The organism is Alicyclobacillus shizuokensis NBRC 103103 (assembly GCF_001552255.1).
GTDB classification, from domain to species: Bacteria; Bacillota; Bacilli; order Alicyclobacillales; family Alicyclobacillaceae; genus Alicyclobacillus_G; species Alicyclobacillus_G shizuokensis.
Map to the genome: position 1 here is coordinate 1 of NZ_BCQV01000006.1, position 16,579 is coordinate 16,579.

Here is a 16,579-nt window from a genome sequence, read left to right on the forward strand (position 1 = left end):
GTGGTTTCCGTGACGGTCGCCACCCCGTCCATTCCTATCCGGAACTGCTCGGTGTGCTCAGCCATCTGTGCCACCGCCGCCGACACCGCCTCAATCTGCGCCGCCACATCCGAGGTCGCCTGCAAGATCTGCTGGAAGGAGGCACTAGCCCGTCCGGCCCGGTCCACACCCTGTCCAACCGCCTCGACGCTTTCCGCCATCGACCGCACCGCCTGGTCCGTATCCTTGCGCATGGCCTCGACGCGCGCGACGATCTGCTGTGCCGACTCTGCTGATTGCTCGGCCAGTTTGCGCACTTCGTCGGCCACCACCCCGAAACCACGGCCCAATTCACCAGCCCGGGCGGCTTCGATAGCGGCGTTGAGCGCGAGCAGGTTGGTTTGATCGGTGATGTTGGTGATGACCTCAATAATGGACCCAATCTCTCGCGACCGTTCACCAAGTCCCTGAATCTGTTCAGCCAGCCGATTGACACGCTCCTGAATCGCCCGCATTTGGGCAATGACGTCGTCCAAATCCGTCTGGCCGCGAGCCGCGACCAGGGAAGCATCCTGTGCGGCGCTGGCCACCTGTTCGGAAGCGTCCCGTACCTGCTCCATCTCCCCAGCCATCTCTGCCACCTGCTGGCGCCCATGCTCGACAATCTGCGCCTGCTTTTCCATGCCGGCCGCCGTTTCCTGCACGGTCAATGTGACCTGCTCCGTCGCCCGGCTGTTCTCTTCCGCGCTGGCGGTCAATTCCTCCGCTGACGCGGATACCTGTTGCGCAGTCTGGCTGACGTCGCGGATAATGCTCTGCAGCGACTGCGCCATGGCGTTAAACGTCTCGGCCAGACGTCCTAGATCGTCACGCCGTCCAACGCGAATGCGCCGGGTCAAATTGCCAGCGCCGATCTCTTGCGCCGCCGTGACCAACTCGGCCAACGGTTCCGTGATGGAGCGGACAACGAAGAACATCAGGATGAGCCCGATAACCAGCGTGATAGCAATGTCGTAGATGGTGGCGTTGCGAATGGGAGCTGTGGCGGCGCTGTATTCGCTCGGCAAGATGACGCTCGCCACTTTCCAGCCAGTCAGCGCATTGGTCATAAATTCGATGTGCTGCGCCTCCTGACCGTTGCCACCCACGTCAAACGCACCCGTTGTTCCGGAAAACATCGGCTTCCAGGCGGTATCCTTGAGTACCGTGCCGGTGCGCATTCCTTTCTCCGAAATGACCACATGGTCGTTCGTGATGACCGCCAGGTGCCCCGTCCGCCCGATTTTTACATCCTCCGCCATGCTGACTATCGGGCTGGCCAACAGATCCAGACCAATGACTCCGTCTCCGTTCGGCAACGCCCGCGCAATCGGGATCACGTAGGTGCTGCTCGCTTTATCGTATTGCGGCGATCCGATGACGATGGAGCCGTCGGCATTTCTAGCCTGTTTGTACCAACTCGACTTGGTGGGATCAAACCTGTTGTTCTGCGCCCCCGCCGGCTGGACAAAGACCCCCTTGTCGGTCCCCACATAGGCGCGCAGGACAAGACCATCGTGCGAAGTATAGAAGTTTTGCAGTTCCGTGTTCAGCAGGCTTGTGTTGCCTGTCATCAAGATGGAGTCGACATCATCTGCGAGGAATGTGAGATTTTCCTCCTGCTGGGTGAAAAATGTCGTCAAAGATTGGTCGAACACCGTGGCCCCGGAAACAGCGGAGGACGTTACTTCCGACTTGACCTGGGTTTGTGCGGCCTGGAAGGAGAACCAACCTATCACCACAGTTGGCACTGTCAAGAAGATGAGAAAGGAGACTAACAATCGTGTCCCGACAGACCCGACCCGGCCGTAGTGGCCGACCGACGGCAGATGAAACCGAAGATCCGCAAACTTCACCACAATACACACCCTTACCTCTGTGCAGATTGGCAACTTCCACTGCCTGTCTCTGTCTGACGGCCTGCAAGCAAAAGGCAGCCCGCACGAGCTGCCAATTCAACGGCAACCCGGCGATCCTAGACTTGGCCTTAGCTGCAGCCCGTAGACCCGTAGTTTTGCGTCCCAGCGTTTCCGCTGGTTTGCCCTGAACGTTGCTCTATGTATCTCTTGTGCATTCTCTTTCATTCCGGGACGAGACAAACGAAGACTCGATCTCCCTCTTCCCCACAGAGGTCACCCCATGCGTCCGACCGGCGCATCCGCTCGACCGCTCGGAACCTACCGGACAGGCAGGGCTTGGGTATACCATCGCATCCATGGTACCACAACCAACAAATCCCGACAATAACCGACATGACCCTGTCCAAATACGCCTTAGGCGCGTAAAATGCCTGATGTACAGGCTGACATGCTGTTGTATGCTGAGGGAGACGAATTTCAGAGACCGTACACTGGACTGCGAGGGTTGCCACCATTGACGACTATAGACAGATCTTCACGAGAAACCTGCGGTTGGCCGAGACTTGTTCTGATTGGCGCCTCCACCGGTGGACCTGCGGCGCTGGCACGGCTTCTCCCGGAATTCCCCCCTGGGTTTGCAGCCCCAATTGTCGTCTGCCAGCACATGACAACAGGGTTCACCGCTCCGCTCGCTCAGCACTTGGACAGGCTCTGCCCACTGCCGGTGAGTGAGGCTGTTCACGGCGAGCCCGTGCAGCCCGGCCGCATCTACCTGGCGCCGGCCGGGTGGCAGACGCGGATCTGTGAAGACCGGGGAGCGGTTTGCTTCCAAATTGAGGACGGCGGGGCATACTTATACCGGCCCTGCATCGATGTCACGCTCACATCCCTGGCCGCCCTGTATCGACAGGACCTGCTAGCCATCATCCTGACCGGGATGGGCCGGGACGGAACCGACGGCTGCCGGGCAGTGCACAAATACCGCGGCTACGTCATGGTGGAGGCCCCGGAGACCTGTGCAGTCTACGGCATGCCCAGATCCGTCTACCAAGAGGGGCTGGCGGACGTACAACTGCCGTTGCACGCACTGTGGCCGCACATAGAAGAGCGCCAGCGCGCCCTGCGCATGGTCTCGAGAGTGGACGGGTCCGCCGTCCAACACCCAGAAGAGACAGGGAGGAAACCTTCATGACCTGGCGCCGCATGACACCCCCCCAGCGCATCGCTGTCAGCTACGCCGTGTTTGCGCTTCTGGGTGGCCTGGCCTTGCTCCTGCCCATCGCACACCGAATACCGGTCAGTTTCACCGATGCCGTGTTCACTGCCGCCAGCGCCGGGTATGTCACCGGACTCAGTTCGGTCAACACCGAGTCCACCTGGACCCCCTTCGGGGACGCCCTCATCGCGTTTCTCATCCAGATCGGCGGCGCTGGCATCACCCTCGTCACAACGAGCATTTATCTGCTGATGGGCCGCCGCATCCCGCTCGGCACCCGCATCCTCATGGCTCAGGACCGCAACTTCGGCCTGGTCGGGGTGGTGCGCCTATTTCGCAACATCGTGTTTTACAGCTTCATCATCGAAGGGGCGGCCAGCCTGCTGCTGACCCTGTATCTGCACTTTGTGTACGCGTACGCCTGGCTGCGGGCGGTTGGGTACAGCGTGTTCCACTGCATCTCCGCATTCAACAACGCGGGTTTTGACATCTGGAGCAACAACCTGGAAGGCTTTCATGACGATCCGTTCGTGGTCCTGTTGACGAGCGCCCTGATCATTCTGGGCGGACTCGGCTTCGTCGTGTTGGCGGAACTGTATTCGTACCCGGTGCACCGCAAGTTGTCCCTGCACACGAAGATCGTGCTGCTGATGACCGCCGTCCTGCTGGTCGTCGGCACCATCCTGATCTTCGCCTTTGAGGCCCAGGCCTCGATGCGAGGACTGGGGTGGCCGAGTAAACTCCTCAACGCCTGGTTCATGTCGGTCAGCACCCGTACAGCCGGCTTCGACACCGTGCCTGTCGGGTCCATGCGCGAGGTCACCTGGTTCATCATGTGCATCCTGATGTTCATCGGCGCCTCGCCCGGATCGACCGGCGGCGGCATCAAGACGACCACGTTCTACACGCTGATCAAGACCGCGATCGCGACGGTGCGGGGAAATCCGGAGATTGTTGTCGGCGAGAGATCCATCCCGTTCGACATCGCCCACCGCGCACTGGTGATTTTTCTGCTGTCGATGGGGGTGGTGACGGGTGGCACACTGATTGACGCCGCCCTGGAGCCGGACCTCCCACTGATGAAGGTGTTGTTTGAAGAGGTCTCGGCCTTTGGCACCGTGGGGTTGACCACCGGCATCACCGGGGTGATTGGCACGCCGATGAAATGGGTGATAATCTTTACGATGTATATTGGGCGTATCGGCATCTTCACCTTCCTGCTGAGCATCACCCAGCAGTCCCAATCGAAGGCCCGGCACGTTCCGGAGAAGATTTTCATCGGATAGGGGTAATCCAGCATGGCTAAGAATCGCGGCTTCGCGGGCATCGGCCCCGGTCGTTTCGTCAACGGAACGACGCGCCGCCAACCGAAAACCATTGGCATCATCGGCGCCGGCCGGTTTGGCTCCGGCGCGGCTCAAGAACTGCTGCGGCACGGACACAATGTCCTGATTGTGGACAGGGACCCAACTTGCTTGGAGCCGTTTGCCCCCTTGTGCCATACGGCCATCGGCAACGCCGAGGACAGCGATTTTCTCGCCGAAGCCGGGTTCAAAGACGTGGATGCGGTGATTGTCGCGATTGGCGACAACGAGACCAGTTCCAACCATGCTACCATCAACTGCAAGGACTTCGGCCTGTACGTGGTGGCCAAGGCCACGCACCCCACGCACGGCAAGATTCTCGAACGCCTAGGGGCCGACAAAGTGGTGTACCCGGAGCACGATTCCGGGGTACGGCTGGCGCGCATGCTCACCCGCTCCGCCGTGCTGGAGATGTTTGAACTGTACGAAGAAGTGTTCATGATGGAGGTCAATGCCGGCGGGGAGCTTTTGCACAAGTCCCTCGAGAGGCTGAATCTCCCACGGCGCTTTGGCGTGCAGGTCGTCCTCATTGTGCGCGGGCGCGAAACCTTGTTCCCCGTCACCGCACAGGATGTGATCCAGCCGGACGACAAGCTGGTCCTGCTCGGATCATCAGAATCCCTGCACACCGTCGCGAAGCTGGCCGAGAAAGGCGACGAGTGACGGCACCCGAACGCCCGTCAGCCGAGGGGCCGGGAGACGGCCCGGCGCCGTGCCTCCCGGATACCCTTCCCTCAGTCGCTCCGGGCGAGCGACCGCAGAAACGGATTGGTCCGCCGCTCCACCGCCATCGATGTCGACTGCATGTGCCCTGGATACAACTGCAACCCATCGTCTAGGGCCAGCAGCCGCCTTAGCGAAGCCTCCATCGCAGCGGCGTCGGACAGCGGCAGGTCGGTTCGCCCAATGGTGCCGGCGAACAGCGTGTCCCCGGTGAACGCCAGCTCGCTCCCAATCAGACAGACGCTGCCCGGCGAGTGGCCGGGGGTGTGCCAAACCGAGAACGTCAACCCTGCCAGCGACACCTCGTCCCCGTCCTCATAAAACGCGTCGGGCGGCGCCAGCTTGTCGACCGTGCGGCCAAGCCACATCTGGGCGTACTCGGGCACCTGCTGCCACAGCGGCAAATCCGCGCGGTGCACGTACGCCGGCACACCGTAGCGCTGGCGCACCACATCGACGCCCAGCACGTGGTCGATGTGGGCGTGCGTGTTCCACACCGCGGTCACCCGCCAGCCCTTCTCTTCAATGTGAGCAAACACGGGATCCAAGGACACATCCCCAGGATCGACAATGACCGCGGGCGATCCCGCATCTTCCGCGACCGCCAGCACGTAGCAATTGGAGCCAAAAGGGCTCACCACAAACGCCTCGACGTGCACGTTGCAGCCACCTCCACAACTCGTAGTCAAAAGCCTCGCTTGCTGTCCACGAGAATTGTGACGGGCCCGTCGTTGACCAACGAGACCTGCATCATGGCACCAAACCGCCCTGTCTCCACGCGCAGCCCACAGCCGCGCAGCCGCGCGTTGAACCGGTCGTACAAAGCGCGCGCCAACTCCGGCGCAGCCGCCGCCATGTAGTTGGGGCGGCGCCCCTTGCGCACGTCCCCGTACAGGGTGAACTGTGAAATCGACAGGATGGCGCCTCCGACGGCCAGCACGTCACGATTCATGCGTCCCGTCTCATCTTCGAAGATGCGCAGGCGGGCCACCTTGTCCGCCACGTAGTCGGCGTCTTGTTCCGTATCCTCAACGCCCACACCGAGCAGGACCACCAACCCATGATCAATGCGGCCGACCACACGGCCACCCACCGTCACCTCGGCCGGGCCTGACCGCTGCACCACCGCTCGCACCGGCTCCTCCCCCTTTTGGCTCAGTCATCGTGCTCTACTGGATCACGCGCCGCACGCTCTGCACATCCTTGAGCCGCTTCAGCCGCTCGACCACGCTGCGCAGGTGTTCCAGGTTGTGAACGCGCACACTCAGGTGAATGTGGGCGATCCGCTGGTGATCCGCCCGGCCGCTGACCGCGCTGACCTCGGTCTTGGACTCGGCCATCGCCATCAGCACCTCGTTGAGCAGGCCATTCCGGTCGAGAGCCAAGATCTCCAGCTCCACGCGGAAATCGGAATCGGGGGTCGGAGCCCACTCCACGGGCAACATCCGCTCCGCGTCGGCGCGCAGTTCCTTCACGTTCGGACAGTCCGTGCGGTGCACCGACACCCCGCGCCCGCGCGTCACAAAGCCGAGGATGTCATCGCCCGGAACCGGATTGCAGCAACGGGCGAAACGCACCAACAGGTTGTCCGCTCCCTGGACACGCACACCGGTCGGATTGCGTCGCGCACGGGAGGGAAACTCTCGGTTGACGACTTCAATCGTCGTCTCCTCATGGTCCTTGCGGTAGCGCTCGACCAGCCGTGTCACCACCTGAGCAGGGCTCAACGCACCGTAACCGACGGCGGCAAACAAGTCGTCCTCGCGGCTGAAATTGAACTTCTGCAAGATATCGGCGACGTAGGTGGAGGTCATCAGGTCAGTTGGATTCAACCGCTGCCGGACCAACTCCTTCTCAATCAATTCACGGCCGCGATTGATGTTCTCTTCACGCTTTTCCTTTTTGAACCACTGCCGGATCTTGCTCTTGGCCTGAGAAGATTGCACAATTTTCAGCCAATCACGGCTGGGCCCGTAACTGTGGCGGGAGGTCAGGACCTCGACAATATCCCCGGTTTTCAGTTTGTAGTCCAGCGGCACAATCTTGCCGTTGACCTTGGCGCCGATGCAGCGGTTGCCGATGTCGGTGTGAATGCGATAGGCAAAATCAATCGGGACCGATCCCGTCGGAAGTTCAATGACATCACCCTTGGGGGTGAACACAAACACCTCGTCCGAGAACAGGTCGATCTTCAGCGTCTCCATGAAGTCCTGGGCGTCGCGGAAGTCCTGTTGCCATTCCAGGACCTCCCGGAACCAGGCGAGCTTTTGGGCGAACTTGCCCTCCGCCCGTTGTGCCCCCTCTTTGTACACCCAGTGGGCGGCAATCCCGTACTCCGCCGTCTGATGCATCTCCCAGGTGCGAATTTGAATCTCCAGGGGATCCCCATTGGGGCCGATGACGGTGGTGTGCAGGCTTTGGTACATGTTCGCCTTGGGCATGGCGATGTAGTCCTTGAAGCGGCCCGGCATCGGCTTCCAGAGTGTGTGCACGACGCCCAGAACCCCGTAGCAATCCTTGATGCTGTCCACAATCACACGTACGGCGAACAGGTCGTAGATCTCGTTGAACTCTTTGTGCTGGGTCACCATCTTCCGGTAAATGCTGTAGATGTGTTTGGCGCGCCCGGAGACCTCCGCCTGGATATCCAGTTCCTGCAGGCGCTGGCGCAGGATCTGCATCACGCCTTCGACGTACTGCTCCCGTTCCCGGCGCTTTTTCGCCATCAGGTTGACGATGCGATAATACTGCTGCGGGTTCAGGTAGCGCAGCGCCGTATCCTCCAGTTCCCATTTCACCGTGTAGATGCCCAGCCGGTGCGCCAGAGGCGCGAAAATCTCGAGCGTTTCACGGGCCGTGCGCACCTGCTTCTCCGGCGTCTGGTAACGCAGGGTGCGCATGTTGTGCAGCCGGTCGGCCAGTTTGATCAAGAGGACGCGGATGTCCTTGGCCATCGCCATGAACATCTTGCGCAAGTTTTCAGCCTGGTGCTCCTCCCGGGAGTCGAATTTAATCCGTTTCAGCTTCGTGACCCCGTCCACCAGGGCGGCCACCTCCGGGCCGAATTCACGCACAATCTCCTCATCGGACACGGCCGTGTCCTCGACCACATCGTGCAGCAGCGCGGCTGCGAGCGTCGTGGTGTCCAGGCGCAGGTCCGCCAAAATGTCCGCCACAGCCAACGGGTGGGTGATGTACGGATCGCCCGATTTACGCCGCTGGCCGCTGTGTGCCTTTTCGGCCAGCGCGTAAGCCCGGCGGACCATAGCGAGCTCCTCCGGTTTTGCGTATCCTGCCACCTTCTCGCAGAGGTCCTCGATGGACACACGACCACTCCCCTGCCGCGCCCATTGCTGTGCCATAGCCATCAATACTCAACCAACGTTCGGATGGTGATATCGGACAGCTTGTCCCGGCCGCGCAGGTGTGTCAGCTCAATCAAAAACGCGGCGCCGACAACCTGCCCGCCCAACTTGCGGACCAACTCAATGGTCGCCCCGATGGTGCCGCCGGTGGCCAACAGGTCATCGGCCACCACCACCCGCTGCCCGGGGGCAACCGCGTCCGTGTGAATCTCAAGCACGTTGGTGCCGTACTCCAATTGATACTCCACGCTCACCGTCTGCGCAGGCAGCTTGCCGCGCTTGCGCACAGGCACGAAGCCTACGCCCAGGGCATAGGCCAGTGGCGCCCCGACCACGTACCCGCGCGCCTCCGGGCCCACTATCAGGTCGGCGCCCACCCCCCGTGAAAACTCGGCCAGCGTCTCAATCGCCCGCCTGTACCCGGCACCGTCGGCCAAGAGCGGAGTGATGTCACGAAATAAAATTCCCGGCTGAGGAAAATCCGGAATCTCCCGGATGAGCCGCCTAAACTCCATAGTTTCCCTCTTATCCAATATGAAACCGACCCTTCGTCAAACGGACCATGCCGCGTTCGTCCGCAAATGGTCACGGTAGTGTGCGGCTTCCCGCAAATCGCGCGGCGCCGCCGATTCAACAACATGATACGCGTGATCCGACAAGCGAGCAAACCCGAGTTCGACAAACGTGTTGAGCATCGTCGCCACCTGATCCAGTCCGTAGCCCGGCGCTTCCCGCACCGCCTCGACGGCCTGCAGACGACGGCGCGCCCGCAGCAGGCGATACAGGTCGGCAAAATGCTCACGCGTCAGCACACGATTGGAGAGTCCTGCCTGAATGACCCGCAGTTGGACGCGCACCCGGCCCTGCCAAACGTTCTGCTCCAACTCGACAATCGCGGTCACCGTATCGCCCGGCTTCCACGTGGACACCGAAGGCGGGGCATGGAACCAAACCAAATCCTGGAAGTTTCCGGCCTCGCTGACCTTGATCCGGACATGGCGGCCATCTCCCATCCAGCGCACCTGGACAATGCGCGCCGGGCCGACACAGAACCGCCACATGGGGTGACCCGGTCCGTACGGTCCCAGGCGGTCTATCCATGCGGCCAACTCCAGTGTCGCATCCGCGAGGGGCAGGTAGTCGTCGGCCAGGACCTGCGGTGTGCTCGCCGATGGCAGGCGTTCAGACTGCCAAGCGGCGGCGAACGCGCTCAGCCGCTCGCGGACCTCCACCAGGCGTTCCCGCGACAGGCCGCAACCGACCGCCTCATCGTGGCCGCCAAAGTGGTCGAACAACTCAGCGCTGTCTGCCAACGCCTGGTGCAGGGGAAAGCCAGACGGAGCGCGGCCGGATCCCCGCAGGAGGGTGTCTCCGGTGTCGGCCAGCACCAAGGCGGGCATCCCGTATGTCTCGCTGAGTTTCGCGGCGACGATGCCGACCACGCCGAGCGGCCAAGGCCCGTGGGACACCAAAAAGCCGCATCCGGCCGCAATCTGCTCCCGCGCCTGCTCCTGCGCCTGCGTGAATGCCCGCTCGGTTTCTACCTTGCGCAGGCCGTTGAGCCGCTCAATGTCCTCGGCGCGGGCCTGGGCTTCGCCGGGATCGGCGGCAAGCAGCAGGGCCAGCGCGTGCTCCGCCGTGTCCATGCGCCCGGCGGAGTTCAACCGCGGGGCAATCCGCCACAGCACGTCGCTGGCCGTGACACTGTCCGCATCGACACCCGACACTGCGCACAAGGCCAGCCACCCCGGTCGGCGACAGCGGCGAAGAGCGGCCAGCCCCTCGACGACCAGCCGCCGAGTTTCACCTATCATCGGCATCACGTCCGCCAAAGCGCCCAGGGCCGCCAGGCCCAGGCGAAACGCCTCCCCCACTCGCGCCCGCTCCACCGCGGGAGCTGCCAGGCCGCCGGCTTCCGTCAGAAGCGCCTGGCACAGCTTCCAGGCCACGCCGGCTCCCGACAACCGCTTGAGCGCATCCGGATGGCTTGCGCGCGACCAGTGAACGACCGGAATCCGAGTCGGCGGCGGCCCCTCCCCCGGCTCATGGTGATCCGACACCACCACATCCAGCCCCTGGGCCAACGCGTACAGCACGGCCGCCTCGGCGCGAATGCCGTTGTCCACGGTCACAAGCAACCGGCACCCGGCCGCCAGCGCCCGGTCGACCAACACATGGGACAGCCCGTATCCGTCCCGCTCCCGGTGCGGCAAGACGCACACGCACTCGGCCCCGAGCGCGCCCAGAGTGTCAGCCAGGATAGCGGCGGCCGTGACACCGTCGACGTCGTAATCCCCCACCACCGCGATCCGCTCGCCTGCGCGCACCGCCTGCCCGATGCGCCCCACCGCCGCCGCCATGTCGGAAAAGGCGAACGGCGAGGTGTAAGGGACAGCGGACGGGGTCAACCACTGCGCCGGGTTGTCCTCCGCATCCAATCCGCGCGCGCACAGCCAGCGGGCAACACGCAGCGGAATCGACAGCCTCTCGGCCAGCGCCTTCGCCCGCGCCGGATCAACTTGCGCCGTGCGCCACAATGGTGTGGTCATACTCCGCCCTCCTCGCTGTCCCGGCGCCCCTGGTCCACAGGCGGATCCGGATAATACGGGTTGACGTGCACGAACACGTCCAGCACCCTGGGAAACTCCTGCATCAGCACCTGCTTGACGTCGGCCGCAATGGCGTGCCCGCGGGCCACCGTCATGTCCGCGTCGACGCCGATTTTGACGTCGACAATCACGTACTGACCGTGATCGCGCACACGCAGTCCGTCGATTCTCCGCACGCCTGGCACCCCGCTGACACACCTCTCATAGGGCAGCATCTCTTGCCCTTCCAGCACCCGGTCCATCAACGGCTGGGCGGTCTCCCGCGCCAGGTCGTAGCCCATCTTCAGCACCAACAAGGCCACGAACGCGCCGGCCACCCCGTCCATGTAGAGCAGCCAATGCACGCCCGCCCGCTGTCCGACGAGGGCCAGAACGATGCCGAGGAGAGCCGCCAAAGAGGCGAATACGTCGGAGCGATGGTCCACGGCGCTGGCCAACAGGCTGCGGCTTTGCAGCCGTTGCCCGAGCCGGTGGAAATATTGGTACAGCCCTTCTTTGACCACAATCGCTGCTGCGGCCATCCACGCCGCCGGCGCGGAAGGCGGAGAGACGGCCGTGAACAGGGAGCTGATGGAATCGTAGCCAACCTGCACGGCAGCCAGTACCAACACCGCCGCGACAACCGCGGAACTCAGCAACTCCGCCTTGCCGTGACCGTAGGGATGGTCCGCGTCCGGAGGCTTGCGTGCCACCCTCAGGCCGACCATGACCGCGATGGACCCGAACACGTCCGCACCGGAGTGCACGGCATCGGCTAGCAGGGCACGGCTGTCCGCGTTCACGCCCACCACCGCCTTGGATAGGGTCAAGAGAACGTTGACCACCAATCCGCTCCAGGCGGCTATCTGCATTTCTCGATCCGTCGGCCCCCGCAACACGCCTCTCCTCCACACGGATCAAGAATGCGCTCCGACAGGAGCGCACCCCGTACCACCAAGTTTTCCGCCTATGCGCCCGGCACCCCTTCCGCCTCGCCGCGGGGTAATCCCCGTCCGCGCCAGACGAGCCAGATGGGACTGGCGATAAAGATGGAGCTGTAAGCCCCGCTGACCAGCCCGACGATGAGAGCGAGCGTGAAGTTGTGTATCGACTGGCCGCCGAACAGATACAGCATCACCGCCGCTATCAGCACCGTCACGACGGTGTTAATAGACCTCGTCATGGTCTGCCAGAGGCTACGGTTGACCAGCTCCTGGAGATCATGGTACGTCTTGGGTGGCGTGAGCTTGAGGTTCTCCCGAATACGGTCAAAAATGACAATGGTGTCATTGATGGAGTAGCCGACGATGGTCAGCACCGCGGCGACGAACGTCAGGTCCACTTCCAGGCGGAACATCGCGAACACCGAGATCACGATGAACGCGTCATGCAGGAGCGCGATGATGGCCGCAATCGCAAACCGGTACTCAAACCGCACCGCGAGGTAGGCGACGATGAACAAGGACGCCAGCAGCACCGCCCAGACCGCCTTGCGCGAGGTCTCCTGGGCCACGAACGGGGATACCGTCGAAATGGAGGACCCATGCTGGTTTGGGAACCGCTGTTTCTCCAACCGATTGATGGTGGCCACTTGTGCCTGCGTCAGCACCTGGGGAAAGCGTACAACGGCCGTCTGTTTATTGGCGCCGGCGACGGTGATGGCGTCCTGTCCGACCGGCAGCCCGGCGTCGTTCATCATCGACCGCACCTGCGCAATGTCCACCGGCTGGCCGAGGTCCATCTGCACCCGCGATCCAGCCTTAAAATCGGTCCCTAAGTTGAATCCCATGGTGGCCCACACAATCAAACCGACGACGGTAATGGCGAGCGACAACCCGAAGAACCAATGCCGCCGGCGCACGATGTCGAAGTGCACCTTCACGCCTTCACCCCCTCTCTCTTCGCACCGTACCACCACGGTCGGCGGACGGCGCCCGAGCGAGTGAGCAAGAGCAGCATGGCGCGGCTCAGCAGAACCGCCGTCAACATGCTGATGACAATGCTGATCATCAAGGCCACTGCGAAGCCGCGGATATCTCCCTCTCCAAACCAATACATCACCGCGCCGGCGATGAACGTGGTCGCGTTGGCATCGACGATGGTCCGGAGCGCCCGCTTGTTCCCGGAAATCACAGCCGACTGCAGGCTCTTGCCGGCGCGTACTTCGTCTTTCACGCGTTCATAGGTGATGATGTTGGCATCCACGGCCATGCCGACGCCGAGCACCAGCGCCGCCAAGCCGGAGAGGGTCAACACCACATGCATGCCGGAAAACGTGATCAGCGTCAGGTAGCCATAGGCGACAAGGGCCAAATCGGCAACCAATCCAGCCAGCCGATAGACCATCAGCATGAAGATGAAAATCAGGGCCACCGCCGCCAGACCCGCCCACAGCGTCGCCCGCAGCGAGACCATGCCGAGGGTGGGACCGACATTCATGGAGCTGACCAGCTTCAAGGGATAGGGCAGAGCGCCGGCGTTCAACTCCTTGGCCAACTCCGTCGCGTTTTGGACCGTGAAGTTCCCGGTCAGTTGCGTCTGTCCATTGGGAATTTCCTCGTTCACGTTCGCCGCTGTCAACAACTGTCCGTTGAGGAACGTGTACAGCGGCTTGTGCAAGTATTTCTTGGTGATATTGGCCCACTTTTGTTTGTCCTTAAACTCTACGTCAACCGCAACGTTGCCGTATTGGTCCTGCCCTACCTGCGCGCTGTTCGGCCGAATATCGGCGCCGGTGATGAGCGGCTTGGCCTTGGGGTCCGGCACCCATTTCCCATTTTTTTGCACGACGCTGCCGTAGATCTGCAGTTGCGCCGTTTGGCCTATCACTCGCTCCGCCGTCTGCTGGTTGAAGTTGCCGGCCAACTCGACGCGGATTTGGTTGCCGCTCTCCAATTCGATCACGGGCGAGGCCACACCCAGCGAGTTCACGCGCAATTGCACCGCTTGCAAGAGGGCCTGTTTCCCGGCTGCGGTCAGAGCCTGCCCTTTGGGGGGTTCAATTTTGTACAGCAAATCCATGCCGCCCTGCAGGTCCAGTCCCAGCCGAATGGTTTTCCAGACGTTCATGGAAGTGCCTGCGGTCACACCGAGAATGATGCAGACAATCGCTAGAAAGCCGAGAAAGCGGCCCCACCTCATCAATGCCTGTCCTCCCCACCGCGCCGACGGAGGTGCTCAAAACAGACCACTCCTGCCTTGAGCACCTCCCGCGAAAACAACACGTCCATTAGTATAATCAACCGCGCTTTCCACCGTCAAACCAGGGAAGTGCGGCCAACGGACTCTCGTCGTCCGCGCGCCCTCGATAGGCATCGAGGGTCGCGTAGTTCATGAACTGACCGATTTGCAGCCCCAAGATGGCTTCCACCATGCGGTGCAGCGGCTGGCTGCCGCGTGTCCGCTCACGCACGCAGCGCCATACGTCGTCGGCTGTCACCTGCTCGTAGCCCAACAAATGAAACTCTTCCGCCTTGATGGCGCACAGATTCATCAGGTCGGGTTCATAGCCGCGCCATGGTTCCGCCAAGGTTCCCGGCTCGCGAACCAAAGGTTCCTCCTGCCAACCCATCTCATCTCCCCCTACCCAAAGGCGACGACCGTCCGCCTACACGATGGGCCTGGCGCCTGGTCGTTCGTTATAAGACAAGTTCGTCGCGCTTCGCAGAGTTCCTGCAGACAAGCGACTATCCGCCGGCAAGGACGCATACAGATGGCTGTAGGACGTGCTCCGTCTGTCCAACCGCACGCCAGTGCAGGCCGCCACGAGCAGCGGCAGGTGTGCGCCAGATGTCAGGTCCATTCGCCAAGGAGGGGTTGCTGCGTGGTCCGCCGTTCGTTTCTCCAGGGCGCTATAATCCTGATGGCCGCCGCTCTGGTCAATCGAATCCTCGGCTTCGTCTATCGCATCTTTCTCACACGCTTGATTGGCGCCGAAGGCATCGGCCTGTTCCAGCTCGTCAGCCCCCTTCTCAGTCTCATCCTGACCTTTGTCACCGCTGGCCTGCCTGTCGCCATATCCAAGCTGGTCGCAGAGACGGTTGTCCAGCGAGACAAGGTTCGCACCTTGCGCGTCCTGCGTGTCAGCACTGTTGTCATCTTGAGCATGGCTGTCCTCTTCACCCTTCTGATGTGGCTGCTGCGAGACCTGGTGCGCAAATACTGGCTGACCAACCCGATGGCCTATCCGACCTACCTGGCGATGATTCCCATTGTCTCCGTCATTGCCGTCGCCAGCATTTTCCGCGGCTACTTCCAGGGTCTGCAGGACATGTCACCGCCCGCCTGGGCCTCCATCCTGGAGACGCTGGTTCGCATCGGCAGCGTCTGGGTCCTGGCCGCATACTTTGTTCACGTCAGCCTGGCCTACGCGGCCGCCGCCGCCATGCTTGGCATGCTGTGCGGTGAACTGGCCGGCCTCATATTCCTGATCATTCAATACCGGCGGCGCGCGCGTGTATCGGTAGTGTTTGCGGACGCGCCCAACCGCAGTCTGGAGAACGCCAGGCAGACACTGTCCGCCATCGCCGAGGTGGCCGCCCCGGTGACGCTCAACCGCCTCATCGGCTCGCTCCTGTATGCGGCCGAACCGGTGTTGGTCACGCGGGCGCTCGCGCTGGCTGGATACGGAACCCAGGCGGCGACCACCCTCTATGGCCAGTATGGAGGCATGGCCATCCCGCTACTGGTCTTTCCGACCGTGTTCACGGGCGCATTGGCCACCACCCTGGTCCCCGCCGTGTCGGAGGCTGCCGCCGACGATGAACCCGAGCGCATCCGGACGCGTCTCATGCAGACCTGGAAAGCCACCGCTCTGGTGGGGTTCCCGATGTCGGTCGCACTCACCTTGTTCGCCACGCCACTGTGCCAAGCCATCTACGGAGAGCCCAGTGTCGGCCCGATTCTGGCGCTGATGGCCCCGAGCGGTTTTCTGCTCTACCTGCGCGGCCCCTTGGCCGGTATCCTGCAGGGGCTGAACCGGGCCGGCGCAGCCATGCGCAACTCAGTGATTGGCGGCGTCGTGCAGCTGGCTCTTATGTATCTGCTGGCCGCTCGCCCCGGGCTCGGCATCCTGGGCGTGGCGCTGGCCACATCCGCCTCTGTGGTGCTGACAACGGCGTTGAATTTTATCGACGTGTACCGGCACATCGGGTTTGCGATTCGCATTGACGACACCGCGAAAATTGCCCTAGCGTCCTTCGGGTTGCTGGTGGTCCTGGAGTTTCTGCGGCAAACCCAACAGCCAACCCGTACGGTCTCCATGCTGTTGGCGCTGGCGGTGGGCGGAGCCGTCTACACCTGGCTGCTGGGATCCATGCGGGTGCTGACCTCGTCCAACCTGTCGCGCATTCCGCGCATCGGGCCGCTCTTGGCGCGCGTGTTGCGATGTTTTCCGTTCACCACTTGAACCGTCTCCCAGAGGATGACGGGCCCTGATCTCGCCCGC

At 62.4% G+C, this 16,579-nt stretch carries 14 protein-coding genes and 1 riboswitch; of the genes, 4 read left to right on the forward strand and 10 right to left on the reverse strand.

Translation table 11 applies throughout. The annotated features are described in order from the left end of the window. A partial coding sequence (locus ASH01S_RS03035; protein WP_157066958.1) for a methyl-accepting chemotaxis protein occupies window positions 1–1,874 on the reverse strand: 1,874 nt, incomplete at its 3' end. A 101-nt stretch (window positions 1,875–1,975) separates the two neighbouring features. Further along, window positions 1,976–2,071: riboswitch (cyclic di-GMP riboswitch) on the reverse strand. Window positions 2,072–2,391: 320 nt separating this feature from the next. On the opposite strand from ASH01S_RS03035, the gene ASH01S_RS17805 reads away from it, so the two are divergent. The 3 genes from ASH01S_RS17805 to ASH01S_RS03050 are packed head-to-tail and all read left to right on the forward strand — an operon-like array spanning window position 2,392 to window position 5,120. Further along, the gene (locus tag ASH01S_RS17805; protein ID WP_169794173.1) at window positions 2,392–3,069 is read left to right on the forward strand and encodes a CheB methylesterase domain-containing protein; all 678 of its coding nucleotides are present in this window, start codon (window positions 2,392–2,394) and stop codon (window positions 3,067–3,069) included. Beyond that, window positions 3,066–4,379 carry a TrkH family potassium uptake protein gene (locus tag ASH01S_RS03045; RefSeq protein WP_067923264.1) on the forward strand — a complete coding sequence of 438 codons (1,314 nt, stop codon included), beginning with the start codon at window positions 3,066–3,068 and terminating at the stop codon, window positions 4,377–4,379. Before ASH01S_RS17805 ends, ASH01S_RS03045 begins: the two co-directional genes overlap by 4 nt. A 12-nt stretch (window positions 4,380–4,391) precedes the next feature. Further along, window positions 4,392–5,120 (forward strand): potassium channel family protein, encoded by a 729-nt coding sequence (locus ASH01S_RS03050; protein ID WP_067923267.1) that lies wholly within the window; start codon window positions 4,392–4,394, stop codon window positions 5,118–5,120. A gap of 71 nt (window positions 5,121–5,191) precedes the next feature. Here the strand turns inward: ASH01S_RS03050 and ASH01S_RS03055 are convergent, their stop codons facing one another. The 9 genes from ASH01S_RS03055 to ASH01S_RS17810 form a co-directional block, all read right to left on the reverse strand. Continuing rightward, window positions 5,192–5,839 carry an MBL fold metallo-hydrolase gene (locus ASH01S_RS03055; protein ID WP_067923270.1) on the reverse strand — a complete coding sequence of 216 codons (648 nt, stop codon included), beginning with the start codon at window positions 5,837–5,839 and terminating at the stop codon, window positions 5,192–5,194. Between the two features lie 26 nt (window positions 5,840–5,865). After that, the gene (dtd, locus tag ASH01S_RS03060; protein WP_067923273.1) at window positions 5,866–6,315 is read right to left on the reverse strand and encodes a D-aminoacyl-tRNA deacylase; all 450 of its coding nucleotides are present in this window, start codon (window positions 6,313–6,315) and stop codon (window positions 5,866–5,868) included. Between the two features lie 34 nt (window positions 6,316–6,349). Next, entirely contained in the window at window positions 6,350–8,446 is a 2,097-nt protein-coding gene (locus ASH01S_RS03065; protein ID WP_245628916.1) for a RelA/SpoT family protein, read from the reverse strand. Between the two features lie 101 nt (window positions 8,447–8,547). Further along, window positions 8,548–9,060: an adenine phosphoribosyltransferase gene (locus ASH01S_RS03070; protein WP_067923276.1), complete on the reverse strand. Its 513-nt coding sequence runs from the start codon at window positions 9,058–9,060 to the stop codon at window positions 8,548–8,550. 36 nt (window positions 9,061–9,096) lie between these two features. Then, on the reverse strand, window positions 9,097–11,094 hold the full coding sequence (gene recJ / locus ASH01S_RS03075; protein WP_067923278.1) for a single-stranded-DNA-specific exonuclease RecJ: 1,998 nt from the start codon (window positions 11,092–11,094) through the stop codon (window positions 9,097–9,099). Continuing rightward, complete coding sequence (locus tag ASH01S_RS03080; protein ID WP_245628911.1) at window positions 11,091–12,032, reverse strand: cation diffusion facilitator family transporter; 942 nt, start codon at window positions 12,030–12,032, stop codon at window positions 11,091–11,093. Before ASH01S_RS03080 ends, recJ begins: the two co-directional genes overlap by 4 nt. Before the next feature lie 68 nt (window positions 12,033–12,100). Continuing rightward, on the reverse strand, window positions 12,101–13,015 hold the full coding sequence (secF, locus tag ASH01S_RS03085) for a protein translocase subunit SecF (RefSeq protein WP_067923283.1): 915 nt from the start codon (window positions 13,013–13,015) through the stop codon (window positions 12,101–12,103). Beyond that, window positions 13,012–14,274, reverse strand: a complete 1,263-nt coding sequence (gene secD / locus ASH01S_RS03090) for a protein translocase subunit SecD (protein ID WP_067923286.1) — start codon at window positions 14,272–14,274, stop codon at window positions 13,012–13,014. Before secD ends, secF begins: the two co-directional genes overlap by 4 nt. A 97-nt stretch (window positions 14,275–14,371) precedes the next feature. Beyond that, complete coding sequence (locus ASH01S_RS17810) at window positions 14,372–14,704, reverse strand: post-transcriptional regulator (RefSeq protein WP_083516788.1); 333 nt, start codon at window positions 14,702–14,704, stop codon at window positions 14,372–14,374. A 252-nt stretch (window positions 14,705–14,956) separates the two neighbouring features. Here ASH01S_RS17810 and spoVB point away from each other — a divergent pair, with 252 nt between their 5' ends. Next, on the forward strand, window positions 14,957–16,540 hold the full coding sequence (gene spoVB / locus ASH01S_RS03100) for a stage V sporulation protein B (RefSeq protein ID WP_067923290.1): 1,584 nt from the start codon (window positions 14,957–14,959) through the stop codon (window positions 16,538–16,540). Window positions 16,541–16,579: the final 39 nt, after the last annotated feature.